This is a genomic window from Micromonospora sp. ATLC20, assembly GCF_057196585.1.
The window spans coordinates 1-24,903 of sequence record NZ_JBXUOV010000012.1; the positions used below are offsets into that span (position 1 = coordinate 1).

Below are 24,903 nucleotides of genomic sequence, written 5' to 3' on the forward strand. Positions count from 1 at the left end.
CCGCTCGGGCGGCCACCGCCGGGTCGGTCACCGGCTGCTCCCAGCGCGCGACAAGCGGAAGTTCGCCGGCCCAGAGGCCGAGGGCGGCGTCCGGGCTGTCGCCGTCGTCCGGCGGTCCGCTGCGCGTCTTGACCGACGCCTCGGCCAGCGGAAGCGCCAGCAGCGCGGTGGCCGCCAGTTCCCGCCGGTTCGGCCGGCGGGCGTGGTCCCACTGGCCGGGGGCGACGTGCTCGGTCAGCAGCCGCAGGCCGTACACCTTCTCCTCGGCGTCGGTCACCCACCGGGGCCGGCCGTAGATCATCGCGCTGCGGTAGTTGATCCCGTGCTCGAACACCGAGCGCGCCAGGACCAGCCCGTCGACCACGGTGACCGTCACGCAGACCTCGGCGTCGGTGGTGAGGCTCCGGCTGGCCACCGAGCCGTGCAGGTAGAGGTGCCTGTCGTCGAAGCCGTAGACGGTCGGCACCACCATCGGTCCGCCGTCGACGAGCACGCCGAGATGGCAGACGGAGGCGGCCCGGAGCACGTCGAACAGGGCGGCGCGGTCGCGGCGCCCCTTCTCCTTCATCCGGCGCAGGGTGGTACGCGGCGTCGCGGACAACCGCCCGTCGGTATCGGTCATGACTGATCTCCTGTCGGCCCCGCCGTTTCTACCGGCTCCGGCCGCGGTCCTCAAGGGCCGGCCCACCGGACCGAGCGGGGGAGGGGGCCGGGGGAAGGATCCGGCACAGCGCCTCCAGCGCGGCTGCGTACGCGTGCTCGGGCGGCGTCGCGTAGCCGACCACGAGGCCGTCGAGGGCGGGCATGGTGGCGTCCGGGTGGCGGAAACCGGCCAGCCCGTCGAGCGCGATCGACCGTCCGGCGGCGGCCTCCACCACCTGGCGCTCGGTCCCGGCGGGCAGGCGCAGCACGGCGTGCAGCCCGGCGGCGACGCCGGTCGGCGTGACGTGCGGGGCGTGGGCGGCGAGCGTGGCGACGAGACGGTCGCGCCGGGCGCGGTACCGCTGGCGCATTCGGCGCACGTGCCGGTCGTACCGTCCGGAGTCGAGGAAATCGGCGAGGGTGAGCTGGTCCGTCACGCCCGCCCACGCCTCCCGTTCACCCTTGGCGTCCAGCACCGGGCCGACGAGCCGCTCGGGCAGCACCATCCAGCCCAGACGCAGCGCGGGGGAGAGGCTCTTGCTCACCGAGCCCAGGTAGACGACGCGCTCCGGGGCCAAGCCCTGCACCGCCCCCACCGGATCCCGGTCGTACCGGAACTCGCCGTCGTAGTCGTCCTCCAGCACCAGCCCGTCCCGGCCCTCCGCCCACCCCAGCGCGGCGAGGCGTCGCCGGGGATGCAGCGGCCCGCCGGTGGGGAACTGGTGCGCGGGCGTGAGCAGCGCCGCCCGTACCCCCGCGAGGCCGGTCAGCTCCTCGGTGCGGGCGCCGTCCGCGTCGAGCGTGAGCGGGGCGGTACGGACGCCTGCCGCCGCCAGCACCGCGCGGTGGAACGCGAGCCCGTAGGACTCCACCGCCAGCGGGCCGCGCAGAACCCGGCCGCCGTAGAGCAGGCGCAGCGCGTGCGCGACACCGGAACACACCACGATCCGGTCCGGGGTGGTCCGGACGCCCCGCGCCCGCGCCAGGTACCCGGCCAGCGCCCGGCGCAGCTCCGGGCGGCCCTGCGGATCGCCCGGCCCGAACGCCTCGTTCGGCGCGGCGGTCAGGGCGCGGCGCGCGGACGCCAGCCACGCGGCGCGCGGGAAGGAGGCGGCATCCGGCTGCCCCTGCCGCAGATGGTGCACGGCCGGGGCCGGACGCGCGGGCATCTGCCTCGGGACGCGGGCGACCCGGGCGGGCTCGGCGTGCGGCGCCACTCGCGTACCGGACCCCTGCCGGGCGACGAGCCATCCCTCGGCCACCAGTTCGGCGTACGCGGCGGCGACGGTGTTGCGGGCCAGGCCGAGGTCGGCGGCGAGGGACCGGTACGGCGGCAGGAGGGTGCCGGCCGCCAGTCTCCCGTCCCGGACGGCGTCGCGCAGCGCGCGGGTGAGCGCGGACCGGCGGCCGCCGGCGCCGGACAGCTCCAGATGCAGGTCGCTGCCGAGCCGCCGCGCCGGATTGGCCCACGAATCCATCATGCGAATGCACCCTAATCGGGGTCTTTTCCGCTCCTAGTGTGGGCTCATGGACACGCTCATGAATGCTCCGCACCCGCTTCGCTCCACCGTCCGGGGCCGGGTCCTGCTGCCGGGCGACGAAGGGTTCGAGGTGGCCGGCCGGGCCTGGAACCTGGCCGTCGCGCAGTCACCGGCGGCGGTGGTCGAGGCCGCCGACGCGGACGACGTCGCCGCGCTCGTCCGGTACGCCCGTTCGGCCGGGCTGAGCATCGCCGTGCAGCCCAACGGGCACGGCGCCACCGGCCGCGCCGACGGCGCGATCCTGCTGCGGACCGGCCGTCTGGACACCGTGGAGATCGACCCGGTCGCCCGGCGGGCACGGGTCGGCGCCGGTGTGCCGTCCGGCCTGCTCCAGGCCGCCGCCGCGTCGTACGGGCTCACCGGGCTGCCCGGCAGCTCCCCCGTGGTCAGCGTGACCGGGGTGGCGCTCGGCGGCGGACTGAGCTGGTTCGGCCGCGCGTACGGCTGGGTGTCCGACGCGGTCACCGCGTTCGACGTCGTGGACGCCGAGGCGCGGCACCGGCGCGTCACCGCCGAGACCGCCCCCGACCTGTTCTGGGCGCTGCGCGGCGGCGGTGGTGACTTCGCGATCGTCACCGCCCTCGAACTCGCGCTGCACCCCGCGCCGGACCTGTACGGCGGACGCATGCTGTGGGCGGCGGCGCACGCGCCGGACGTGCTGCGGGCGTTCCGGCGGATCACCGCCACGGCACCCGAGGAGCTGACCGTCTGGATGGACCTGCTGCACTTCCCCGGCGCCGATCCGATGGTCGCCCTCGACGTCACCTACCTCGGCGCCGGGGCTGCGGCGCGGGACCTGCTCGCACCGCTGGACCGGTTGACCCAGCCGATCTCCGACAGCAGGCGGAACATGCAGGTCACCGAACTCGGCGGCATCACGGCCGAACCCACCGACCCCAGCCCCGGTATCTCCCGCGCCGAACTGCTGACCCGCCTCGACGACGACGCGGCCGGGGCGCTGCTGGCCGACCCGATCGCCCCGCTGCTCAGCGTCCAGCTCCGGCACCTCGGTGGCGCCCTCGCCCGGGACTCCGACAGCCCGCACGGCCCGCTCACCGAGCCGTACGCGCTCTACCTGTTCGGTCTCGCCACCGACCCGGCGGCGGTCACGGCGCGGCAGCGGGCCCTGGCCGCCGCCCTGCCGGTCAGCGGGCGCAAGCCGGTGACCTTCCTCAACCCGGACGAGACGGCGGCGGACGCGTTCACCCCCGCCGTCCTGACCCGGCTGGGGGCGGTCAAGCGCCGCCACGACCCGGACGGCCTCGTCCGGTCCAACTTCCCGGTGGCCGGTTGAGGCTCCGGGGCGCGACCGTGGCAGGTCGGCGGGTGCACGCGGCAACCCGGTGGTGACCTGCTCAGCGGACCTTCTTCGTCGGTCGTTTACGAGGCGGCGTCAGCAACTCGGCGATCGCCGAGATCGCGGACGGCACCAGGCGGTAGTACGCCCACACACCCCGCTTCTCCCGCTCGATCAGGCCGGCCTCGGTGAGGATCCGGAGGTGATGGCTGACGGTCGGCTGGGAGAGACCGAGCGGCGCGGTGAGGTCGCTGACGGACGCCTCGCCCTCCGGCGCGGACTGGATCAGGCTGAGCAGGCGCAGCCGGGCCGGGTCGGCCAACGCCTTCAGGACGCCCGCGAGGCGTTCGGCGTCGGCACGCTTGATCGGCTCGCCGGTGAGCGGCGAGATGGCAGGGGTGGCAGTCTTCGCAGTTCCCACGCTTGCATCGTCGCACCAACGGCGGCCGCCCGCCGGTGCAATCAGGACCGGATCATCGTCGGTTACCACTACGGTGTCGACCGGGAGGGCGGGTGTCAGGCGGTGGGGTGCAGTTCGGCGAGCAGCCGTTCCACCCGGGTGCGGATCTCGTCCCGGATGGGGCGTACCGCGTCGACGCCCTTGCCCGCGGGGTCGTCGAGCTTCCAGTCCTCGTACCGCTTGCCCGGGAAGACGGGGCAGGCGTCACCGCAGCCCATGGTGACGATGACGTCCGAGGACTCCGCCGTCTCGTACTCCAGGAGCTTGGGGGTCTGGCCGGTGATGTCGATACCGACCTCCCGCATGGCCTCGACGGCGGCCGGGTTGACCTGGCCGGCTGGCGCGCTGCCGGCGGAGCGCACCTCGACGGTGTCGCCGGCGAGGTGGCGCAGCCACCCGGCGGCCATCTGGGAACGGCCGGCGTTGTGCACGCAGACGAACAGGACGCTGGGCTTGTCGCTCATCGGGTCTCCCTGATACGGGTGGTTGCCGCGCGGCGTGCCGCAGCGCGGTCGGGGCGTCTCACGGCCGGGTGCCCGGCGCGGGGAACAGGCGGGCGCGGGCCCACAGCGACACGTAGACCAGGCCGACGAGGACCGGGACCTCGATCAGCGGGCCGACGACACCGGCGAGGGCCTGGCCGGAGGCGATCCCGAAGGTGCCGATCGCGACCGCGATGGCCAGTTCGAAGTTGTTGCCCGCCGCGGTGAACGCCAGGGTGGTGGTGCGTTCGTAGTTGAGGCCGATGGCCCGGCCGAGCAGGTAGGAGCCGGCCCACATGAGGGCGAAGTAGGCCAGCAGCGGCAGAGCGATGCGGGCCACGTCGGCCGGCCGGTCGGTGATGGCCTCGCCCTGCAGGGCGAACAGCACGACGATGGTGAACAGCAGTCCGTACAGGGCGACGGGCCCGACCCTGGGCAGGAACCGCCGCTCGTACCAGTCGCGGCCCCTGGTGCGCTCGCCGAGGCGGCGGGAGAGGTAGCCGGCGAGCAGGGGGATGCCGAGGAAGACGAGTACGTTACCGGCGATGTCCCAGCCGGAGACCTCCAGCGCCGCGCCGTCCAGACCCAGCCAGCCCGGCAGCACCGACAGGTAGAACCAGCCGAGCAGGCCGAAGGCGACGACCTGGAACACCGAGTTGACGGCGACGAGGACCGCCGCTGCCTCCCGGTCGCCGCAGGCCAGGTCGTTCCAGATGATCACCATCGCGATGCAGCGGGCCAGGCCGACGATGATCAGACCGGTGCGGTACTCCGGCTGGTCGGCCAGGAACACCCAGGCCAGGGCGAACATGACGGCGGGACCGACGATCCAGTTGAGGACCAGCGACGAGACCAGGAGGCGCCGGTCACCGGTGACGGTGTCGAGGCGGTCGTAGCGGACCTTGGCCAGGACCGGATACATCATGATCAGCAGGCCGAGGGCGATGGGCAGGGAGATGCCACCGACCTCGACGGCGCCGAGAGCGTCGTCCAGGCCGGGGACGATCCGGCCGAGCAGCAGACCGGCGACCATGGCCAGGCCGATCCAGACCGGCAGGAACCGGTCGAGGCGCGACAGGCGTGCCACCACCGGCGGGGCATGGTCGGCTCTGGTGGCGGTGCTCATGGACGCTCCAGTGGGGTGTCGGTGTGGCGGCAACGGGGCTCGGCGGTGATCGGACCGCCTTCCCGCGGGGGTGTGGCGTGCGGCCTACCGCTGCGCCGCCGCGGCCGGCTCGATCGACAGCAGGCCGGCGAGCTGGCGCAGGATCTGCGGCCGCGCGCGGTAGTAGACCCAGGTGCCCCGCCGCTCGGCGTCCACCAGGCCCGCCTCGCGCAGCGTCTTGAGATGGTGGGAGATCGTCGGCCCGGTCAGGTCGAACGCCGGCGTCAGGTCGCACACGCACACCTCGCCGCCCTCGGCGGAGGCGATCATCGACATCAGCTGCAGCCGTACCGGATCGCCGAGGGCCTTGAACGCGGGCGCGAGCACCGCCGCCGTCTCGGCCGGGACCCGGCGCTGCGCCAGCGGGGGGCAGCACGGCGCGTCGGCGCTGAGGTCGACGAGGGGGATCGGCGCCTGTTGCTTCGGCATGTCTCTAGGTTGACATCTATCTAATCAGCGTGCAAGTCTCTGTTTAGACCGACATCAAGACAGGGTGCCGCCGGAGAGGGCGTCGTCAGGCGGGGCCCGTCCGGCGATCGCCGGCTCCGGCGCCTGCTAGACTTCATCGCCAATCGGCGATAAACGATTGAAGGAGTGGTGGTGGGCGACCTCCTCGACCGCGACACCGCGCAGACCTACGCCTCGTGGTTCCGGGCGCTCGCGGACCCGACGCGGGTGCAGATCGTGGAGTACCTGGCCCGCCACGCCCGGCCGATGAGCGTGGGGGAACTCGTCGCCGCGGTCGGGCTCGCCCAGTCCACCGTCTCCCAGCACCTGAAGATCCTCACCGAGGTGCGGTTCGTGCTCGTCGAGCCGGTCGGCACCGCACGCCACTATCGCATCAACGACGCCTGTGTCGGCTGCTTCCCGTCCGCCGCCGACGTCGTCATGGGTCGCCCGGCGCCCGATCCGGTCGGAGTCTGCTGACGGCCACCCGGTGGCGCGACGTGGTGTCACCGCACCTGACTGATTCGACAATCGCCAATACAGAGGAGTTCCCGATGAGTGTCCTGGACGAGTCGCCCGTCGTGGTGATCGGCGCGGGCCCGGTGGGTCTGGCCGCCGCCGCCCACCTGCGCGAGCGTGACCTGCCCTTCCTCGTCCTGGAGGCCGGTGACACCGCCGGCGCGGCCGTGCGGCAGTGGGGGCACGTACGACTGTTCTCCCCGTGGCGGTACAACGTCGACCCGGCCGCCCGCCGGCTGCTCGACGACGCCGGCTGGGTCGCCCCGGCCGATGACGTCCTGCCCACCGGCGCAGAGCTGGTCACCGACTACCTCCAGCCTCTCGCGGAGCTGCCGCAGCTCAAGCCCCACGTGCGCTACGACGATGCCGGATTCTGCGGTCAATGCGACGCCTCGTTCTGCTATCAGCACTGGAGCGTCTCCAGCACTGGCTACGGAACCTGCCCTCAAGGCCACGGCAAGAGCCTCGATCCACACTGGTTGCCCGATGATCTCTAGAGCCCTGGAGTCCGTCGGCCGGCCTGGCCCACAAAGACGCTCCTTCAGGACAGCGCTCTACACGTCGGCACCCGAACTGGTGCGAGCTGCTCGTAGCGGCCGAAAAGCCTGCCTGCGTGTGCTCGCCTGGCACCCGTCAGCCTCCGCGACGCCGGGAAGAACGCCGACGAACTGGATCGCACACTGGCACCAACCGCTGTGTGTGTGTGAATCGGCACCGCAGCAGAACTCGCTTGGCTGGCTGCTCCTGAAGCGGTGTGCTCGAGAGCGCTCGTTAAGGGCAGCGCTACTGAAGGTGAGAACAGCTGAAGGATTGCCGCAGCGAAGTACAGCAACCGGCCACACCAATCGGAACCACAGTGAACACCGTCAGACCGCCGACCAGCGGTGCGATCAGCACCGGACCGCCTTGCGATTTCCGGGGGGTCAAGGGGTCGTCGGTTCGAATCCGGCCGTCCCGGCAAGGAGAAGCCTTGACCAGCGGAACGTGGTCAGGGATCCGACTCTCGTCGATGAGGACGTGAGTCGCCGCCCCGACCACCGGCTGGTGGGGGATGGCGTCGCGGCGTACGGCCGAAGCGAACACCTGATTGAGCACGGCTCCCACGCCTCTGGCGGCTGAGGGGCGGCCCTTGGCGATGTCGCGCAGGAACGGGTCCAAGCGTCCGGCGCCGGCGTCCCGGATTCGGAGGTCGCCGAGGGCGAGGGTAGGGGAGCTGACCGCTTGCGTCCTCACGGGACATCGATGTCGCGCTCATCATGCATACTCGCTCTGTGGCAATCAGCGACCAGCACAACCGGAGGTTCGCCGTTCCGCAGCACTCGGCCATTGCCGTCGTTCTCGTTGTCGGCGCTTTCGTGCTGCTCGCGGTCGCCCCGGCACAGGCGGAAGCCGTCGCCACGCCGATCACCTGCTGCTGATGGCCCCGCCGACAGGTAACGCCGCAGCTGTCATCCACCTCGCCGACGGCGGCGCCATCGACCCGGCGACCATCGGTCGCGAGGTCGACGTGCCGGTCCGGCCGCCCGGCGTGCGGGTGCTGCTCCTCGCCGCCGGGAGCGAGACCGGCGTGCTCCGGCCGAACGTCGACCTGGCGCTGCAGGTGACCGCATGTCCTGCGGGATCGTTCGACGGCAAGGTCCTCGACCAGTCCGGGCGCCCGCGGGTCGCCCTCTGCCAGTGGGGCGGCTAGTGGACCGTAGCCGGGACCTCGCCGGGTGGTTGGTGACACCGCTGTTCACCCTCGTGGCCGCGCCGGTACTCGCCTGCGTCGCCGGCGTACTGGCGACTTTCGCGGCCGAGAACAACGGGACGCCGGCGCTGTGCGCAGAGAGCAAGCCGTACAACCTGTGCGAGGAGACGATCCTCGGTGTGGCCGGCCTTCATGTGGCGATTTCCGGCGGCATCTGGTTGCTGCTCTGGGTGCTCCCCTGGTGGCGGGGCCTCCGGACCGCCCGGGTCGTGCTCGCCGTCGCCGCCACCGTCGTGCTGGTGCTGCTGCCGGTGCGGATGGCGGCATAGGCCGGTCCGAGGCGCTGCGGCCCGGGGTGAAGGGCTGCCCGACCGCGGCCCGGCGTCGGGTCGGTGATCGGATCGTCGTCCGGACCAGGATCGAGGTGCGTGGGCGTCGGCTTGGTGCTGTCGACCCACCGATGGCACTCTGCCGAGATGGGAGAACATCCGGGAGGCCCGCTCACCGACGCCGAAGTGGCAACCATGTTCCGCTTGGTGACGCGGTTTGCTGAGCACGACCTGGACCAGTGGGACAACTGGCGGCTGAACACGTCCTACGGGCCGGTGTACATCAATGTCAGCCGAGCGCTTGCACCGGGTTGGCAGGACGACGATTTCACCCCTGTTTGGCCGCTGCTGGCACGTTTCAAGGAGGCCGGCCGGGGTGATGCCTCCGGCGGGTAGAGCATCCGGCGGCCGTGCTACTCGCCCCGAACCCCGGCACGCGCCTCGTCGGCCGGGGCCCGGCCCGAGGCGGCCCCGGCGACCGTTGCCGGGCCGTGTCGGGACGTGAACGAGCGAGCCGCCGGTGACATCCTTCGCGCAGATTCGTGCCGCCTGCCCCGAAACTTTCGGCGCTGTGCCGATCGGGAATCCGCCCTGTCGTCATGCGATCTTGCTGGCAGCAGCCCTGTTGACGGATGTCGGGGCACTTAGTAGCCTCAGCGCACGAGATCGTGACATGCAAATATCTCGATAATTTTCGGAGACGTCGAGCTGACCGACGACGAGGCGACGACCGGCCTGCCGGCGTGCCCGCGCTGTGGACAGGCCGTCGCCCTGGTTCGTCGCCGCCACCCCACCACCGCCGCTCACGATCACACCGCTGGAGGGCCGTTGAAACGCGTCCGGACCACCACCACAGCCGTCATGGCCGCCGTCGTGCTCCTCCTCGCCGGCTGTGGCGGATCAGACGGTAAGTCCGACTCGAAGACCTTCGAGTTCTGGTCGTTCGCCAACATCAACCAGAAGGCCGACGTCGACGTCTACACCAAGGCGCACCCCGACGTGCGCATCAAGCTCACCGAGGTGGGCAGCACGACCGAGACCGCGCAGGCGCTCACCGCCGCGCTGGCCGGTGGGAAGGTGCCTGACCTGGTGCTGATCCAGGCCGACGACCTGCCGAAGTTCATGCAGTCTCCGGACAACTTCGTCGATCTCGCCACGCTGGGCGCGAACGACATCAAGGGCAACTATCTCGACTGGGTGATGGCGCAGTCGACGACGAAGGACGGCAAGATCATCGGTGTGCCGACCGACGTCGGCGGCTTGGCGGTGGCCTACCGTACGGATCTGTTCAAGGCGGCCGGCCTGCCCACCGACCGGGAGTCGGTCTCCAAGCTCTGGCCGACGTGGGACGAGTTCATAAACGTCGGCAAGACGTACGTCCAGAAGACCGGCAAGCCGTTCGTGGACAACACGCCGACCAGCGTCTTCTTTCAGGCGGTCAACCAGGGCAGTCAGCGCTACTACAGCGCCGACCGCCAGCTGGACTACGACAACGAGCAGGTCAAGGCGGCGTTCGACGTGACGCTGAAGGCCTTCGGTGCGGGCATCTCCGCCAAGCAGGGGTCGTTCTCGTCCGGCTGGACCGCGGCGATGAAGAAGGGCGACTACGCGGTGGTGTGCTCACCGTCGTGGATGCTCAGCCAGATGAAGACGAACGCCCCCGAGACGAACGGGAAGTGGGACATCGCCACCATCCCCGGTGGCTCGGGGAACTGGGGCGGCAGCTTCCTCGCCATCCCCAAGCGCGCCAAGAACGCGAAGGCGGCGTGGAACTACATCTCCGAGATGCAGTCGCCGAAGGGGCAGCTGGACCACTTCCTGATGCAGGGGTCGCTGCCCACCACCCCGTCGGTCTACACGGACCCGCAGCTGGTCGGGAAGACCGACCCGTTCTTCAGCAACGCACCGATTGGCAAGATCTACACCCAGTCGGTGCTGGGAATCAAGCCCTTCTACTTCGGTCCGCAGGACGGCCCCATCGGCACCGAGTTCCTCAACACGCTCACCAGTGTCGAGCAGGGCAAGGTGGACCCGGCGAAGGCCTGGGACACCGCGCTGACGAACGTCAAGAACGCCGTACGCGAATGACCGAGGGCTGATGCGCGGCGGCCGGGTACCGCCCGGCCGCCGCCCATCGGGAGGGTGACGCTTTGACCACCATGCTCGGCCCGGCCCCGGCACCACCGGACGTCCGGAGGCCCGCTCGCAACAGGCGGATCCAGCAGGGCGTACGGGAGTTCCTGGCGCCGTACGCGTACATCTCGCCGTTCTTCGTGCTCTTTTTGATCTTCGGCCTCTTCCCGCTGCTGTTCACCTTCTACATCTCGCTGTTCGACTGGGATCCGATCGGTGAGCACCGTTTCGTGGGGCTGGACAACTTCTCCGAACTGCTGGACGACCCCCGTTTCTGGGGGGCGCTGCGGAACACGTTCAGCATCTGGGTGCTGTCGACGGTGCCGCAGTTGCTCCTGGCGCTCGGCCTGGCGCACCTGCTCAACCACGCGCGGCTGCGGCTGGCCGCCCTGTTCCGGATGTCGGTGCTCGTTCCCTACGTCACCTCGGTGGCGGCCACGACGATCGTCTTCGCCCAGATGTTCGACAGGGACTACGGCATGATCAATTGGTTCCTGGGACTGCTGGGCTTCGAGCACATCGACTTCACGGCGTCGCTGTGGGGCAGTCACATCATGATCGCCACGATGATCGCCTGGCGCTGGACCGGATACAACACACTGCTGTACCTCGCCGCGCTGCAGGCGGTGCCGCGGGAACTGTACGAGGCCGCCGCCGCCGACGGCGCGAACGGCTGGAAGCAGTTCCTGCACATCAGCATCCCGTCGTTGCGGCCGATCATCGCGTTCACCGTCGTGACGTCGACCATCGGCGGGCTGCAGGTCTTCACCGAGCCGCTGCTGGCCAACCCGGTCGGCGGCCTCACGTGCGGGGCGGCACGGCAGTGCCAGACCGTCACCCTCTACCTCTACGAGCAGTCCTTCGGGCAGTTCCACTTCGGCTACGGCGCGGCGGTCGGCGTCGCGCTCTTCGTCATCGTGGTGGTGTTCTCCGGACTCAACTACCTGCTGACCACCCGCATCCGTTCGGAGCGCCCATGAAGCCCGTACCCCCGACCGCCGCGCCCCGGCGGGCCCGGCGGCGCCAGGCCAACCGCGTCCCGATCCCGGTGTACGCGCTGCTGACCCTCATGGCGCTCGCCAGCGTCTTCCCGCTCTACTGGATGTTCGTGGTGGCGACGACGGACTCCGCCACCGCGACGACTCTGCCTCCGACCCTCACACCCGGCGGCAACTTCCTGCACCTGGCCGAGCTGGTCTTCACCATCGTGCCGTTCGTGCAGTCCCTGCTGAACAGCCTCATCGTCGCCGGCACGATCGCCGTGGGTCAGGCGGTGCTCTGCGCGCTGGCCGGCTTCGCCTTCGCCAAGCTGTCCTTCCCGGGCCGTAACACGCTGTTCCTCATCGTCGTGCTGACCATGACGGTGCCGGCGCAGCTGGCAGTGGTGCCGCAGTACCTGATCATCTCCCAGTTGGACTGGGTGGACAGCCTCCAGGCGGTGATCGTTCCCGGGCTGGTCAGCGCGTTCGGCATCTTCTGGATGCGCCAGCACATCGGCAGCACCATCGACGACGAGCTGATGCAGGCGGCGCGGGTGGACGGCGCGACCACCTGGCAGATCTTCTGGCGGATCGCCTTCCCGTTGGTCCGCCCGGCGGCGTACGTGCTGGGGCTGTTCACGTTCGTCTACGCGTGGAACGACTTCCTGTGGCCGTTCATCGTGTTGAAGTCGCCGGAGAACTACACCGTCCAGATCGCCATCAAGGCACTGCAGCAGAACCGGGACATCGATCTGGGCCTGGCCATGTCCGGTTCCTTCCTGGCCACCATTCCGCTGCTGGTGCTGTTCGTCTTCGTCGGGCGCCGTCTGGTGCAGGGGATCATGGAAGGCGCGTTCAAGGGGTGAGGGATGACGAGCCTCCGCCGCCGACTGACCGGCCGGCTCCGGAGTGCCCGCCGCAGCCCGTACCCCGTCACGGTGCGGCGCGGGCTGCGGGTGCCGATGGACGACGGCGTCGAGCTGGTCGCCGACCTCTACCTGCCCGCCGGCCCGGTGGAACCGCCGCTGCCCACGATCGTCGTCCGCTCGCCGTACGGCCGGCACGGCTCGCTCACAGACGCGCCGGCGCTGGCCGGCGAGGGGTTCACGGTGCTGGTGCAGAGCTGCCGCGGTACCGGTGGCTCGGGTGGCAGCTTCCGCCCCCAGCTCGACGAGCAGCGTGACGGCATGGCCACCCACCGGTGGGTACGCCGCCAGCACTGGTTCACCGGCACCGTCGCGACGTACGGCGAGAGCTACCTCGGCTACACCCAGTGGGCGGTGGCGGGACGGATGTGCCGGGACGACCCCGCCAACGCCCCTGACGCCCTGTGCCTGAACGTGACGATGGCCGACTTCGGCGCGGTCACCTGGACCAATGGCGCCTTCTCGCTGGGCGGCTCGCTCGGCTGGTCGCGTCTGATGGCCCTGCGGGGCATGCGCGGCGCCCTGGTCCGGGCGCGGCTCGCGCGGCGGCCGGACCGGAAGCTGGCCGAAGCGTTCGACGTCCTGCCGCTGTCGCGCGGCGACTCCACCGTGGCGGGCCACCCGATCGGCTGGTACCAGGACTGGTTGACGCACGAGCAGCTCACCGACGACTACTGGACCCGGCAGTCGCACACCGCGTCGGTGCCCGACGTGACAGCGCCCGTCTACATGGCCACCGGCTGGTACGACCTGTTCCTCCCCTGGCAGCTGCGCACCTACGCCCAACTGGTCGCGGCCGGTCGCCCGCCCCGGCTGACCATCGGCCCGTGGGGCCACCGCAGCGATCAGAGCCCGTTCCTCGCCGAGTCGATCGCGTTCCTCAAGGAACACTTCGCCGGCGTACCGGCGGCCCGGCCCGCGCCCGTGCGCGCCTTCCTGACCGGCGCGGACCAGTGGCACGACCTGCCCGCGTGGCCGCCGCCGGGCACCGCCGTGCGGCGGTGGTACCTGCACCGGTCCGGACTGCTCGACCCGGCCGTCCCCGACGGCGGCGGCACCCGCTACACCTACGATCCCGACCGGCCCACACCCGCGGTCGGTGGCCCCGGCCTGGGCCCGTCCTGCGGGCCGGTCGACAACAGCGCCCACGAACGCCGTAGCGACGTGGTCGTCTTCGGCAGTCCACCGCTGGATCACGCCGTCGTCCTCGCCGGGGAGCCGATCGCTCGGGTCCGGTTCCGCTCGACGGCGGCCGGCGCGGACGTGTTCGTCCGGATCTGCGACGTGCACCCCGACGGCCGCTCGATGAGCGTGTGCGACGGCATCCGCCGCATCGGCGGCGTCGGCACCGCGGCCACCGACCCGCGACCTCGTGAGGACGGTTTCGTCGAGTTGGACGTGCCGCTGTGGCCGGCGTTCCACCGCTTCGCCGCCGGCCACCGCATCGCCGTGCAGGTCAGCTCCGGAGCGCATCCGCGCTACGCCCGCAACCCCGGCACCGGCGAACCCGCCGCCACCGCGACCACCACCGTACGGGCGCAGCAGGAGATCTCCCACGGCGGCGCCCACCCGTCCGCGATCGACCTGCCGGTATGGACGTGAACGGGCGCGGACGCGCCGCCGAAGACATCTCCATCAGTCGACGAGGAGGCTCCCCGGATGGCATCCGTGTTCCATGTGGCGATCACCGGTTCGGATCGCGCCGACGGCTGCGCCGAGCGGCCCTTCCGGACGATCAACCGGGCGGCGGGCGTAGCGCAGCCCGGTGACACGGTGGTGGTGCACGCGGGGGAGTACCGCGAGTGGGTGAAGCCACGCCACGGCGGTCTCAGCGACTCCCGCCGCATCACCTACGAGGCGGCGCCCGGCGAGCACGTGGTGATCAAGGGATCGGAACGCGTCACCGGCTGGGAGCCGCTCGGCGGGACCGTGTGGCGGGCGGTCGTCGACAACGCCGTGTTCGGCTCGTTCAACCCGTTCGCCGAGGAGGTGACCGGCGACTGGATCGTCTACCGCCCGGGTGCGCCACGGCGGCACCTCGGCGACGTCTACCTGAACGGCCTGAGCTTCTTCGAGGTGGGGAGCCGGGCGGAGGTCGACGATCCGCCCCGGCGCATCGAGGTCGTCGACGACTGGACCAGGCTGCCCCGTCCGGTAGGCGATCCCGACCGGACCCGGCTCGTCTGGTACGCCGAGGTCGGTGAGCGGACGACGATCTGGGCCAACTTCCAGGGTGCCGACCCGAACGCGGAACTCGTCGAGATCAACGTACGCCGCAGCGTCTTCTACCCGGACCAGCCGCACCTGGACCACATCACCGTCCGTGGCTTCGAGCTGGCGCACGCGGCCAGCCCGTGGGCGCCGCCGACCGCCGACCAGCCGGGACTGATCGGGCCGGGCTGGGCGAAGGGATGGGTCATCGAGGACAACGTGATCCACGACGCCAAGTGCGCGGCGATCTCGATCGGGAAGGAGGGGTCGACCGGGCGGAACTTCTCGGCTCTGCGCGGTGACAAGCCGGGCTACCAGTACCAGGTGGAGTCGGTCTTCGCGGCCCGCCGGATCGGGTGGGACCGGGAGCACATCGGCTCGCACGTGATCCGCCGCAACACGATCTACGACTGCGGCCAGAACGCGATAGTGGGTCACCTGGGATGCGCGTTCTCCACCATCGAGGACAACCACATCCACCGCATCGGCGTGAAGCGCGAGTTCTACGGGTACGAGATCGCCGGCATCAAGCTGCACGCCGCCATCGACGTGGTGATCCGGCACAACCGGATCCACGACTGCTCGCTCGGCACCTGGCTGGACTGGCAGGCACAGGGCACCCGGCTCTCCCGCAACGTCTACCACGACAACTCCCGGGACCTCTTCGTCGAGGTCAGCCACGGCCCCTACCTGGTCGAGCACAACATCTTCGGCTCGCCCGCCGCGCTGGAGCTGTTCAGCCAGGGCGGTGCCTTCGTCTGCAACCTGATCTGCGGCACCGTGCGGCTGGAGCCGGTGCTGGACCGCGCGACGCCGTACCACCTGCCGCACAGCACCCAGGTGGCCGGCTACGCGGTGATCTACGGCGGCGACGACAGGTACGTGGGGAACCTCTTCCTGGGCGGCGACCCGGGCGCGGCCTACGGTGCGGGCGCGGAGGGCGAAGGGCCGCCGCTGGCCGGCACCGCCGGATACGACGGGCATCCGGCGTCGTTCGCCGAGTACCTGGCCCGCCTCGCCGACCAGCCGCCGAGCGACCAGCAGAAGTACGTCGAGGTGAGACAACCGGTGTACGCCCGCGCGAACGCCTACGCCGCCGGGGCCCGGCCGTTCGAGGGTGAGCACGAGCCACTGGTGCTGGGCGCCGCGTCGGCGGCAGTCGTGGACGAGGGCGACGCGGTCTGGCTCGTCACCGACCTCCCGCAGGCGTTCGACGAGGCCCGCATCGGTGTGGTCACCGGCCGGGACCTGGAACGGGTCCGGTGCGCCGACGCGGAGTTCGAGGAGCCGGACGGCAGCCCCGCCGTGATGGACGTCGACCTCACGGGCGAGCCCCGGCAACCCGGGCGGGACGGCGCCGTCGGCCCGATCGCGGGCCTCGCGTCCGGTCCACGCCGTACACGCGTGTTCTGACGGCGGACCCGCGCGTGCGCGACGGGGACGGTGGCGCCGACCGGCGCCACCGTCCCCGTCGAACTCAGCCGCGTGCGGCCCAGTCGCCCAGGGCCCAGTCGCGGACCTCGGGCATGTCCTCCAGGTGCTCCACCACGTACGCCTCGTGGCGGTCGAGCTGACTGCGGCACCACGCCTTGAGGTCCGCCGCACCGCGCGGCAGCCGCTTGGCGTTGTTGATGGCGTCCATCACGAGGTGGTACCGCGACGCCTTGTTGCGCACCGTCATGTCGAACGGGGTGGTGGTCGTGCCCTGCTCGATGAAGCCGCGCACGCGGAACCGGTCCGCGTCCGGGCGGCCGTGGACGAGCTGGTGGATCGCGCCGGGGTAGCCGTGGAAGGAGAAGACCACGTCGACGTCGTCGGTGAACAGCTCGGTGAACAGGGTCTCGCTCATGCCGTGCGGGTGGTCCTTGGGCCGGACCAGGGCCATCAGGTCGACCACGTTGACGACGCGCACCTTCAGACCGGGCAGCCGGTCGCGCAGGATCTGCGCCGCCGCGACCGTCTCCATGGTGACGACGTCGCCGGCGCAGGCGAGGACGATGTCGGGGTCGCTGGTGCCGTCGTCGGTGCCGGCCCACTCCCAGATCCCCGCCCCGCGCGCGCAGTGTCCGATCGCCTCGTCCATCGAGAGGTACTGCAACTGCGGCTGCTTGTCGATGACGATCAGGTTGATGTACGACCGCGACCGGAAGCAGTGGTCGGCCACCGACAGCAGGGTGTTGGCGTCCGGCGGCAGGTAGACCCGGGCGACGTCGCCGCGCTGGGTGAGCACCACCTGGATCAGGCCCGGGCCCTGGTGGGAGAAGCCGTTGTGGTCGTTGCGCCACGCCGTCGAGGTCAGCAGCACGTTGAGGCTCGGCACCTTCGCGCGCCACGGCAGGTGCTTGGCCTCCTGTAGCCACTTGCCGTGCTGCACCGTCTGGGAGGCGCTGACCATGGCGAACGCCTCGTAGGTGGCGAACATGCCGTGCCGGCCGGTCAGGTTGTAGCCCTCCAGCCAACCGTGGCAGTTGTGCTCGCTGAGCACCTCCATGACCCGGCCGTCGCGGCTGATCGCCACGTCCTCCGGCGTCACCCGCTCCATGAAGGCGCGGTCGGAGACGTCGAAGACGCCGCCGAGGCGGTTGCTGTTCGTCTCGTCCGGACAGAACAACCGGAACCGGTCGGCGTTGCGGGCGTAGATGTCGCGCATCATCTCGCCCAGCTTGCGCGTCGACTCGGCCCGCTGCTGCGCCGGCTGGGACACCTCGATCGCGTAGGAACGGAAGTCCGGCAGGTCCAGGTCCCGGGTGAGCAGCCCGCCGTTCGCGTGCGGGCTGGCGCTCATCCGCAGGTCGCCGTCGGGGGCCTGGTCCCGGACCAGCGCCACGGGCGCGCCGGTGGAGTCGAACAGTTCCTCCGGACGGTACGACCTGAGCCAGCGCTCCAGCAGCGCGAGGTGCTCCGGATTGTCCTTCACGCCGGACAGCGGCACCTGGTGGGAGCGCCACGTCCCGGTGACGGTGACCCCGTCGACGGTGTCCGGCCCGGTCCAGCCCTTCGGCGACCGCAGGACGATCAGCGGCCAGGTCGGACGCGTACCGTCCCAGGAGCCGTCCCGGGCGGCGGTCTGGATGTCGCGGATCCTCGTCCAGGCGGTGGCCAGGGCGGCGGCGAAGCGGTGGTGCATGCCGGGCAGGTCGGAGCCCTCGACCTCGATGACGTCGTAGCCGTGGCCCCGCAGCAGGTGGCGTACCTCCTCGGGGTCCTTGCGCCCCAGCACGGTGGGCCCGGAGATCTTGGCGTCGTTGAGGTGCAGGATCGGCAGGACCGCGCCGTCGCGCTCGGGGTTGAGGAAGGACACGCCCTTCCAGGAACCCTCCAGGGGCCCGGTCTCGGCCTCGCCGTCGCCCACCACCGCGATGGCCAGCAGGTCCGGGTTGTCCATGACCGCGCCGAACGCGTGGACCAGGACGTAGCCCAGCTCACCGCCCTCGTGAATGGAACCCGGGGTGGTCACCGACACGTGCGACGGGATACCGCCGGGGCTGGAGAACTGCCGGAACAGGCGCAGCATCCCGGTCTCGTCCTGGCTGACGTCCGGGTAGATCTCGCTGTAGGTGCCCTCCAGGTAGCCGGCGGCCACCAGTGCCGGCCCGCCGTGACCCGGACCGGCCAGGTAGATCGCCTGCTGGCCGGTGCGCCGGATCAGCCGGGAGACGTGCGCGTAGATCAGCGACAGGCCGGGGCTGGTTCCCCAGTGGCCGAGCAGGCGCGGCTTGATGTGCTCGGCCGCCAGGGGCTCGCGCAGCAGTGGGTTGCCCTGCAGGTAGATCTGACCGATGGTCAGGTAGTTGTTCGCCCGCCACCACGCGTCCAGACGGGCGAGTTCGGTGTCGTCGAGTTCGGCGAGCGTACGGAGTTCGGATTCGACCGCGGTCACCGTGCTTCCCTTCCACTGATCTCGTCTTGTCCGGACCTAGCCTAGGCCCGGCGGCGCCCGGCCACGGGGGGCCGCGGGCCGGAAGCCGAGGGACCTTCGGCCCTCGCCGGCGGCCGTCGCGCACCGCCGGGCCTCTCCTGGGCGAGGCGGCGGTCACCGCCGGGATCAGCCGGCGGTCGCCGGTCCGTAGTAGGCGGCGCGCATCAGTTCCTGCATGTCGTCGAGCATCGGCATCCGGGGGTTCGCCGGCGCGCACTGGTCCTCGTACGCGTTCAGCGCCTGCTGCGGCAGCGCCGCGAGGAAGGCCTGCTCGTCCACGCCGACCGCCGCGAACGACGGCTCGATGCCGACCTCGTCGCGCAGGCGCTCGATCGCCGTGGCCAGAGCTTCGACCGCTTCGGCGTCGGTCGCCGCGGGGAGCCCGAGGGTACGGGCGATGTCGGCGAAGCGTTGCGGCGCCCGGTAGGTCTCGTACCGGGGCCAGCCGGTGAGCTTGCTCGGCACGGTGCCGTTGTACCTGATGACGTGCGGGAGCAGGATCGCGTTGGTGCGCCCGTGTGCGACGTGGAAGGTGGCACCCAGGGTGTGCGACATGGCGTGCACGATGCCGAGGAAGGCGCTGCCGAACGCCATGCCGGCGATCGTCCCGGCGTTGTGCATCTTCTCGCGGGCCACCGGATCGGCGGCGCCCTGGTGGACGGCCCGGGCGAGGTTGCCGAAGATGAGCCGGACGGCATGCAGGGCCAGCCCGTCGGTGAAGTCGTTGGCGTAGACGGACACGTACGACTCGATCGCGTGGGTCAGCGCGTCGAAGCCGCTGTCCGCGGTGACCACCGCCGGCAGGTCGGCGGCCAGGACCGGGTCGACGATCGCCACGCTCGGCGTGAGGGCGTAGTCGGCGAGCGGGTACTTCTTGCCCGACGCGGTGTCGGTGATGACCGCGAACGGGGTGACCTCGGCTCCGGTGCCGGAGGTGGTCGGGATGCAGACGAGCTGGGCCAGCGCGCCGAGGGTGGGGAACTTGAAGGCACGTTTGCGGATGTCGAAGAACTTCTCCCGCAGATCGGCGAAGACCACCTCGGGGTGCTCGTAGCGCAGCCACATCACCTTGGCGGCGTCCATCGCCGAACCCCCGCCGAGCGCGATGATGGTGTCCGGGCGGAACGAGCGCATCGACTCGGCGCCCCGGTCGACGGTACGCACGCTGGGCTCCGGCTCGACGTCGTCGATGATCTGCAGGGCCACCTGCTCGCGGCGGCGGTGCAGCACGGACAACACGCGGTCCACGTACCCCAGTCTGGTCATGGTGTGGTCGGTAACCACGGTGACCCGGTGCACGTCGGGCATGTCGGCGAGGTAGCGGATCGCGTTCGGCTCGAAGTAGATCTTCGGCGGAACTTTGAACCACTGCAGGTTGTTCGTCCGCCGGGCCACCCGCTTGATGTTGATGAGGTCGACAGCCGTGACGTTGTGCGACACCGAGTTGTGGCCGTAGCTTCCGCAGCCCAGCGTCAGCGACGGCAGGAAGGCGTTGTAAATGTCGCCGATGCCGCCCTGCGAGGCCGGCGCGTTCCAGATGATCCGGACGGCCTTGACCCGGCGGCCGTACGCCTCGGCCAGGTCGGCGTCCCGCGTGTGGATGACGGCGCTGTGACCCAGGCCGTCGAACTCGACCATCTGCTCGGCGTACCCGAAGGCCTGGTCGTGACCGGTGGCGGGCAGCAGGGCGAGCACCGGGCAGAGCTTCTCCCGGGTCAGCGGCTCGGCCGGGCCGACCCGGTCGACCGGGACCAGGATGATCGAGGTGTCCGGGGCGACCGGGAATCCGGCGTGTTCGGCGATCCAGGTCACCGGCTGCCCGACCACGTCCGGGTTGAGCTTCCCGGAGCCGAAGAGTAGCTTCTCCAGCAGCGACTTCTCCTCCGGTGTCGCGATGTGGGCGTGCAGTCGCCGGAACTCGGCGAGGGCGGCCGGCCGGATCGGGTCGTCGATGATGACGGCCTGCTCGGAGGCGCAGATCATGCCGTTGTCGAACGCCTTCGACAGCACCACGTCGTTCACCGCGCGGGCCACGTCGGCCGACGCCTCGATGTACGCGGGGACGTTGCCGGCGCCGACACCGAGCGCCGGTTTGCCGGTGGAGTAGGCGGCCCGGACCATCGCGTTGCCGCCGGTCGCCAGGACCACCGAGACGGCGGGATGCCGCATCAGCTCGTTCGTCGCGGCCACCGACGGCTCGTCGATCCACTGGATGCAGTGCTCCGGCGCCCCGGCGGCGACGGCGGCGTCGCGGACCGTGCGGGCCGCCTCCGCGCTGCAGCGCTGCGCCGCCGGGTGGAAGGCGAAGATCACCGGATTGCGGGTCTTGAGGGCCAGCAGCGCCTTGAAGATGGTGGTCGAGGTCGGGTTCGTCACGGGCGTCACGGCGGCCACCACGCCCACCGGCTCGGCGATCTGGGTGATGCCGGTGATGTCGTCCTGCGCGATCACCCCGACGGTACGGATGTCGGCCATGTGGTTGGTGACGTGCTCGCAGGCGAAGATGTTCTTCACCGCCTTGTCCTCGAACACGCCGCGGCCGGTCTCCTCGACCGCCAGCATCGCGAGTTCGGCGTGCCGGCCGAGCGCGGCCACCGACGCCTTCTTCACGATCTCGTCGATCTGTTCCTGGCCGTAGGAGTCGTAGCGGGCCAACGCCGTGAGACCGTTCTCCACCAGGGTTCCGATCATGCTTCCGCCCTCCACCGGTCCGTCACCTCGAACCTAGATCCGCGGTGATCGATGCGACTACGGCCGGTGGACCCGCGAGGACGGGACCACCGGCCCGCGCTTGGCCCGCTGGATCTGCTCGTAGACGTGGGTCCGCAGCTCGGTGAACCGGGGCAGGGCCCGGGTGGTGAGCTGGTCGCGTTCCCGGGGGAGGTCGATGACGAGGTCCTCCTGCACCCGGGTCGGCGAGTTCGACAGGACGAGCACGCGCTGGCCCAGGTACACCGACTCGTCGATGTCGTGCGTCACGAACACGGTGGAGATGCCACGGGTCAGGTGCAGTTCGCGGACGAGGTCCTCCAGATCGGCGCGGGTCTGCGCGTCCACGGCGGCGAACGGCTCGTCCATGATGAGCACGTCCGGCTGGTACGCGATGGCGCGTGCGATCGCCACCCGCTGCTGCATCCCGCCGGAGAGCTGCCACGGATGGCTGCGCGCCGACTGCGGCAGCCCGACCGCGTCGAGGGCGTCGGCGACCGTCCGGGCGCGTTCGGCGCGGGAGAGCTTCTTGTGGCGGAGCGGAAGCTCCACGTTGCCGCGGACCGTCAGCCACGGGTAGAGGCTGCGGCCGTACTCCTGGAAGACCACCGCCATCGCCGGGCTCGGGCCGGTCACCGGCGCCCCCTCCATCTCGACGAGGCCGCTGGTGGGGCGGAGCAGCCCGGCGAGGCATTTCAGGAGCGTGGTCTTCCCGCAGCCCGAGGGACCGACGACGCACAGCAGCTCGCCGGGGTTCATGGTGAAGCTGATGTCCCCGATCGCCTCGACCTCACCCCGGCCGGAGGCGTAGACCTTCCGCAGGTGCTCGACCCTCAGCAGGGGACGCCCGTCAGCCACGGGTCACCTCCTTCATTCCGTGGTACCAGCGCAGGACGCGGCGTTCGACGACACCGAAGACCACGGCGAGGACGACGCCGATGAGGCCGAGCAGCAGGATCCCGCTCCACATCTCGGCGATGAGGTAGTTCCGCTGGAAGTAGGCGATCCGGTAGCCGAGCCCTGCCGACGACGCGAACATCTCCGAGATCACCATGAGGATCAGGGCCACCGAGAGCGCCTGCCGTACGCCGGTCATGATGCGCGGGCTCGCCGCCGGGAGGGTCAGCCGCCACAGCCGGTCCCACCGGGAGATCCGGAACGAGTACGCGGTCTCCGTCATCACGCTGTCGGTCGCCCGGACGCCTTCGATCGTGTTCAGCAGGACCGGCCAGATCGCGCCGGAGGTGATGACGACGACCTTCATGGTGTCGGTGATGCCGAGCAGCAGCATCGCGACCGGGATCAGCACGGGTGGCGGAATCGCCCGGAAGAACTCCAGCAGCGGTTCGAGCATCTCGCGCAGCGGGCGGATCCGGCCGATGACGACGCCGGCGGCGACGCCGAGCAGGATCGACGCGAACAGTCCGATCAGGAGCCGGTACAGGCTGGGCAGGACGTCGTCGACGAACGCCGGGCCGATCCAGGTCTGCCGGAACGCGTCGAGGAGCGTGCCGGGGCCGACGAGGAAACGGTTCGTCGACCGGGTGGACCAGGCGGCCCAGAGCGCCACGGTCAGGACGGGAAGCCCGACCGCGAACAGGACGTTCTCGGCGACCCGGATGCCCAGATCGCGAGGGCGGGCCCGGCCCGCGCCGGGGCCGGTCACCGGGTCGCCTCGTCCGCGAGCACCGACTGGTGCCAGGCCAGCGAGCGCCGTTCGACGAAGCGGAACACGACGTTCACCAGCAGCCCGAGCATCCCGGTGACCACGACGAGGCCGTACAGGCCGACCGCGTCTCCGGCGGAGCGGGAGAGTTCGATCATGCGCCCGAGGCCGGGGTTGCCGATCACCATCTCCGCGGTGACGGCCAGGATGAGCGCGACCGCCGCGCCGAGACGCACGCCGGTCATCAGGTACGGCAGCGCGGTCGGCAGGACGAGGTATCGCAGACGCTCGGCGCGGGTGAGGCCGAAACTGCGCGCGGTGTCCCGGGCGACGGTGTCGACGTCGGCGACGCCGTAGATCACCTGCACGAACACCTGCCAGAACGCCGCGTAGACGATGATGACGAGCGCGGCGCGCATCTGCAGGCCGAACATCAGCACGGCGAGGGGGATCAGCGCGACCGACGGCACCGGCCGCAGGAACTCGACTGTCGTGTGCGTCGCGCGGCGCAGGAACGGCACCATCCCGATCACTGTCCCCAGCGCGACCGCGGCGAGCGTCGCCACCGCCAGGCCGATCGCCCACGAGGTCATGGTGAGCCGGACCCGCCGCCAGAACGCCAGGTCGCGGACCTCCTGGGCCAACCGCCCGAACACGTCGGTGGCGTACGGCAGGTAGTGCGGGTCGACCAGTCCCAGGGTCGGGATCAGTTGCCAGACGACGAGGAACCCCAGCAGGCCCGCGGCGCCCAGCAGGATCTTGCGCATCGGCCGGCTACTGCTGCTGGATGAGGCGGTCGAAGTCGGGTCGCCGGTCGAGGACGCGGTACTTCTGGGCGAGCGTCGCCAGTTGCTCCAGGCCGGCCCGGTCGAGCTCCCACCCGAACGCCGGGAGCCGCACGGAGTCCGCCACCGCCTCCGGTAGTTCGAGATTGTCCTTGATGGCCTGACGCAGGTCCTTCTCGTTGGCCGGATCCTTGGCCCAGGTGAGCGTCTTCTTCATCGCCGCCGAGAAGTCCGCGACCAGGGCGGCGTCGGAGTCCTTCAGCTTGCTCGACGTGATCGTCGTCAGGGTGGTGAGCCCGGGGACGGTGGCCTGGTACGGGGCGACCACGAGGACGTCACCGCGCTTGCGCATCTGGGTGATGAACGGCTCGGTCACCCAGGCGGCGTCGATGTTGCCGGCGGCGAGCTGGGCCGGCGCGTCCGGGAAGGCCACCTCGACGAACTTGACCTTCGCGGGATCGCCGCCGTCCTTCTCGACCGCCGCCATGATCGTGACGTCGCCGGCGGCGCCCAGGCTGTTCACCGACACCGTGCGCCCGGCGAGCTGGGCGGGCCGGGTGATGCCCGACTTCGCCGACGCCACCACGGCGTTGATGTCGTCACCGTCGGCGTAGGACGACGCGTAGTTTCCGATGATCACCACACCGAGGTTCTGCAGGTCGGCGCGGAACGGGCCGAACGGCTGACCGATGGCGAAGTCGATGTCGCCGTTTAGTAGCGCCGGGATGGCCTGTGCGCCGCCCTGCGCGGGCACGACCTCCACGTCGAGCCCCTGCTCCCGGAAGATGCCCGCCTTGATGCCGCCCCACAGCGCGGCGGTCTCGCTGATCGGCAACGCGGCCACGCGGACCTTGCGCAGGTCGCCGCTCGCTCCGGGAGACGGATCGGTGGCGTCGGAGTCCGTGCAACCGGTCAGGGCGATCGCGACGCCGGCGAGAACAGCGAGGGCGGTGACCTTCTTCATGGACGAGCCCTTCCGTGCGAAGCGCTGGTGCATCCGGA

At 70.9% G+C, this 24,903-nt stretch carries 23 protein-coding genes and 1 pseudogene; 12 read left to right on the forward strand and 12 right to left on the reverse strand.

Features of this window, described 5'->3' with window-relative positions; all coding sequences use genetic code 11:
* Both AC2CHG_RS04835 and pdxR read right to left on the reverse strand, forming a co-directional pair.
* Positions 1–622 (reverse strand): pyridoxamine 5'-phosphate oxidase family protein (locus AC2CHG_RS04835; protein ID WP_484524221.1); only part of this gene is annotated, 622 nt, incomplete at its 3' end.
* A gap of 28 nt (positions 623–650) precedes the next feature.
* Positions 651–2,123 (reverse strand): MocR-like pyridoxine biosynthesis transcription factor PdxR, encoded by a 1,473-nt coding sequence (gene pdxR / locus AC2CHG_RS04840; protein WP_484524222.1) that lies wholly within the window; start codon positions 2,121–2,123, stop codon positions 651–653.
* A 46-nt stretch (positions 2,124–2,169) separates the two neighbouring features.
* Here pdxR and AC2CHG_RS04845 point away from each other — a divergent pair, with 46 nt between their 5' ends.
* Positions 2,170–3,477, forward strand: a complete 1,308-nt coding sequence (locus AC2CHG_RS04845; protein WP_484524223.1) for an FAD-binding oxidoreductase — start codon at positions 2,170–2,172, stop codon at positions 3,475–3,477.
* A gap of 61 nt (positions 3,478–3,538) precedes the next feature.
* Here AC2CHG_RS04845 and AC2CHG_RS04850 read toward each other — a convergent pair whose 3' ends face one another.
* The 4 genes from AC2CHG_RS04850 to AC2CHG_RS04865 all read right to left on the reverse strand — a co-directional run bounded on the left by AC2CHG_RS04850 (position 3,539) and on the right by AC2CHG_RS04865 (position 6,016).
* Positions 3,539–3,901 (reverse strand): ArsR/SmtB family transcription factor, encoded by a 363-nt coding sequence (locus AC2CHG_RS04850; protein ID WP_135240741.1) that lies wholly within the window; start codon positions 3,899–3,901, stop codon positions 3,539–3,541.
* Between the two features lie 95 nt (positions 3,902–3,996).
* Positions 3,997–4,404, reverse strand: coding sequence for an arsenate reductase ArsC (locus tag AC2CHG_RS04855; protein ID WP_262014998.1), 408 nt, complete (start codon positions 4,402–4,404; stop codon positions 3,997–3,999).
* 58 nt (positions 4,405–4,462) lie between these two features.
* A complete protein-coding gene (arsB, locus tag AC2CHG_RS04860; RefSeq protein ID WP_262014997.1) occupies positions 4,463–5,548 on the reverse strand; it encodes an ACR3 family arsenite efflux transporter in 1,086 nt (361 codons plus the stop codon).
* 84 nt (positions 5,549–5,632) lie between these two features.
* Entirely contained in the window at positions 5,633–6,016 is a 384-nt protein-coding gene (locus AC2CHG_RS04865; protein ID WP_262014996.1) for an ArsR/SmtB family transcription factor, read from the reverse strand.
* Positions 6,017–6,187: 171 nt separating this feature from the next.
* On the opposite strand from AC2CHG_RS04865, the gene AC2CHG_RS04870 reads away from it, so the two are divergent.
* The 11 genes and pseudogenes from AC2CHG_RS04870 to AC2CHG_RS04920 all read left to right on the forward strand — a co-directional run bounded on the left by AC2CHG_RS04870 (position 6,188) and on the right by AC2CHG_RS04920 (position 16,235).
* Positions 6,188–6,514 carry an ArsR/SmtB family transcription factor gene (locus AC2CHG_RS04870; protein WP_370585014.1) on the forward strand — a complete coding sequence of 109 codons (327 nt, stop codon included), beginning with the start codon at positions 6,188–6,190 and terminating at the stop codon, positions 6,512–6,514.
* A gap of 74 nt (positions 6,515–6,588) precedes the next feature.
* A pseudogene (locus AC2CHG_RS04875) lies at positions 6,589–6,912 on the forward strand (FAD-dependent oxidoreductase); the annotation flags it as partial.
* Positions 6,913–7,824: 912 nt separating this feature from the next.
* On the forward strand, positions 7,825–7,971 hold the full coding sequence (locus tag AC2CHG_RS04880; protein WP_484524224.1) for a hypothetical protein: 147 nt from the start codon (positions 7,825–7,827) through the stop codon (positions 7,969–7,971).
* Positions 7,971–8,243: a hypothetical protein gene (locus AC2CHG_RS04885; protein ID WP_484524225.1), complete on the forward strand. Its 273-nt coding sequence runs from the start codon at positions 7,971–7,973 to the stop codon at positions 8,241–8,243. Before AC2CHG_RS04880 ends, AC2CHG_RS04885 begins: the two co-directional genes overlap by 1 nt.
* Positions 8,244–8,275: 32 nt before the next feature.
* Complete coding sequence (locus AC2CHG_RS04890; RefSeq protein ID WP_262014186.1) at positions 8,276–8,572, forward strand: hypothetical protein; 297 nt, start codon at positions 8,276–8,278, stop codon at positions 8,570–8,572.
* Between the two features lie 99 nt (positions 8,573–8,671).
* Positions 8,672–8,968, forward strand: coding sequence for a hypothetical protein (locus tag AC2CHG_RS04895; RefSeq protein ID WP_484524226.1), 297 nt, complete (start codon positions 8,672–8,674; stop codon positions 8,966–8,968).
* Between the two features lie 432 nt (positions 8,969–9,400).
* Entirely contained in the window at positions 9,401–10,660 is a 1,260-nt protein-coding gene (locus tag AC2CHG_RS04900) for an ABC transporter substrate-binding protein (protein ID WP_484524227.1), read from the forward strand.
* Positions 10,661–10,731: 71 nt separating this feature from the next.
* Positions 10,732–11,685 (forward strand): carbohydrate ABC transporter permease, encoded by a 954-nt coding sequence (locus AC2CHG_RS04905; protein ID WP_194800120.1) that lies wholly within the window; start codon positions 10,732–10,734, stop codon positions 11,683–11,685.
* Positions 11,682–12,551 (forward strand): carbohydrate ABC transporter permease, encoded by an 870-nt coding sequence (locus AC2CHG_RS04910; protein ID WP_194799878.1) that lies wholly within the window; start codon positions 11,682–11,684, stop codon positions 12,549–12,551. Before AC2CHG_RS04905 ends, AC2CHG_RS04910 begins: the two co-directional genes overlap by 4 nt.
* A gap of 3 nt (positions 12,552–12,554) precedes the next feature.
* Positions 12,555–14,213, forward strand: a complete 1,659-nt coding sequence (locus AC2CHG_RS04915; RefSeq protein ID WP_194799879.1) for a CocE/NonD family hydrolase — start codon at positions 12,555–12,557, stop codon at positions 14,211–14,213.
* A gap of 57 nt (positions 14,214–14,270) precedes the next feature.
* Entirely contained in the window at positions 14,271–16,235 is a 1,965-nt protein-coding gene (locus tag AC2CHG_RS04920) for a right-handed parallel beta-helix repeat-containing protein (protein WP_194799880.1), read from the forward strand.
* A 64-nt stretch (positions 16,236–16,299) separates the two neighbouring features.
* Here AC2CHG_RS04920 and AC2CHG_RS04925 read toward each other — a convergent pair whose 3' ends face one another.
* The 6 genes from AC2CHG_RS04925 to AC2CHG_RS04950 all read right to left on the reverse strand — a co-directional run bounded on the left by AC2CHG_RS04925 (position 16,300) and on the right by AC2CHG_RS04950 (position 24,898).
* On the reverse strand, positions 16,300–18,702 hold the full coding sequence (locus AC2CHG_RS04925; RefSeq protein ID WP_484524228.1) for a phosphoketolase family protein: 2,403 nt from the start codon (positions 18,700–18,702) through the stop codon (positions 16,300–16,302).
* Positions 18,703–18,867: 165 nt separating this feature from the next.
* Positions 18,868–21,432 carry a bifunctional acetaldehyde-CoA/alcohol dehydrogenase gene (adhE, locus tag AC2CHG_RS04930; protein WP_484524229.1) on the reverse strand — a complete coding sequence of 855 codons (2,565 nt, stop codon included), beginning with the start codon at positions 21,430–21,432 and terminating at the stop codon, positions 18,868–18,870.
* Positions 21,433–21,489: 57 nt separating this feature from the next.
* Entirely contained in the window at positions 21,490–22,308 is an 819-nt protein-coding gene (locus tag AC2CHG_RS04935) for an ABC transporter ATP-binding protein (RefSeq protein WP_194799883.1), read from the reverse strand.
* Positions 22,301–23,116, reverse strand: coding sequence for an ABC transporter permease (locus tag AC2CHG_RS04940; protein ID WP_484524230.1), 816 nt, complete (start codon positions 23,114–23,116; stop codon positions 22,301–22,303). Before AC2CHG_RS04940 ends, AC2CHG_RS04935 begins: the two co-directional genes overlap by 8 nt.
* Positions 23,113–23,883: an ABC transporter permease gene (locus tag AC2CHG_RS04945; RefSeq protein ID WP_281600842.1), complete on the reverse strand. Its 771-nt coding sequence runs from the start codon at positions 23,881–23,883 to the stop codon at positions 23,113–23,115. Before AC2CHG_RS04945 ends, AC2CHG_RS04940 begins: the two co-directional genes overlap by 4 nt.
* A gap of 7 nt (positions 23,884–23,890) precedes the next feature.
* A complete protein-coding gene (locus tag AC2CHG_RS04950; RefSeq protein ID WP_484524231.1) occupies positions 23,891–24,898 on the reverse strand; it encodes an ABC transporter substrate-binding protein in 1,008 nt (335 codons plus the stop codon).
* Positions 24,899–24,903 lie beyond the last annotated feature (5 nt).

Bases quoted from the DNA above. Each gene is read 5' to 3' on its own strand.
- pdxR (WP_484524222.1), bottom strand. From the start codon at position 2,123: ATGATGGATTCGTGGGCCAATCCGGCGCGGCGGCTCGGCAGCGACCTG.
- AC2CHG_RS04845 (WP_484524223.1), top strand. From the start codon at position 2,170: ATGGACACGCTCATGAATGCTCCGCACCCGCTTCGCTCCACCGTCCGG.
- AC2CHG_RS04855 (WP_262014998.1), bottom strand. From the start codon at position 4,404: ATGAGCGACAAGCCCAGCGTCCTGTTCGTCTGCGTGCACAACGCCGGC.
- arsB (WP_262014997.1), bottom strand. From the start codon at position 5,548: ATGAGCACCGCCACCAGAGCCGACCATGCCCCGCCGGTGGTGGCACGC.
- AC2CHG_RS04865 (WP_262014996.1), bottom strand. From the start codon at position 6,016: ATGCCGAAGCAACAGGCGCCGATCCCCCTCGTCGACCTCAGCGCCGAC.
- AC2CHG_RS04885 (WP_484524225.1), top strand. From the start codon at position 7,971: ATGGCCCCGCCGACAGGTAACGCCGCAGCTGTCATCCACCTCGCCGAC.
- AC2CHG_RS04905 (WP_194800120.1), top strand. From the start codon at position 10,732: ATGCTCGGCCCGGCCCCGGCACCACCGGACGTCCGGAGGCCCGCTCGC.
- AC2CHG_RS04910 (WP_194799878.1), top strand. From the start codon at position 11,682: ATGAAGCCCGTACCCCCGACCGCCGCGCCCCGGCGGGCCCGGCGGCGC.
- AC2CHG_RS04915 (WP_194799879.1), top strand. From the start codon at position 12,555: ATGACGAGCCTCCGCCGCCGACTGACCGGCCGGCTCCGGAGTGCCCGC.
- AC2CHG_RS04920 (WP_194799880.1), top strand. From the start codon at position 14,271: ATGGCATCCGTGTTCCATGTGGCGATCACCGGTTCGGATCGCGCCGAC.
- adhE (WP_484524229.1), bottom strand. From the start codon at position 21,432: ATGATCGGAACCCTGGTGGAGAACGGTCTCACGGCGTTGGCCCGCTAC.
- AC2CHG_RS04945 (WP_281600842.1), bottom strand. From the start codon at position 23,883: ATGCGCAAGATCCTGCTGGGCGCCGCGGGCCTGCTGGGGTTCCTCGTC.
- AC2CHG_RS04950 (WP_484524231.1), bottom strand. From the start codon at position 24,898: ATGCACCAGCGCTTCGCACGGAAGGGCTCGTCCATGAAGAAGGTCACC.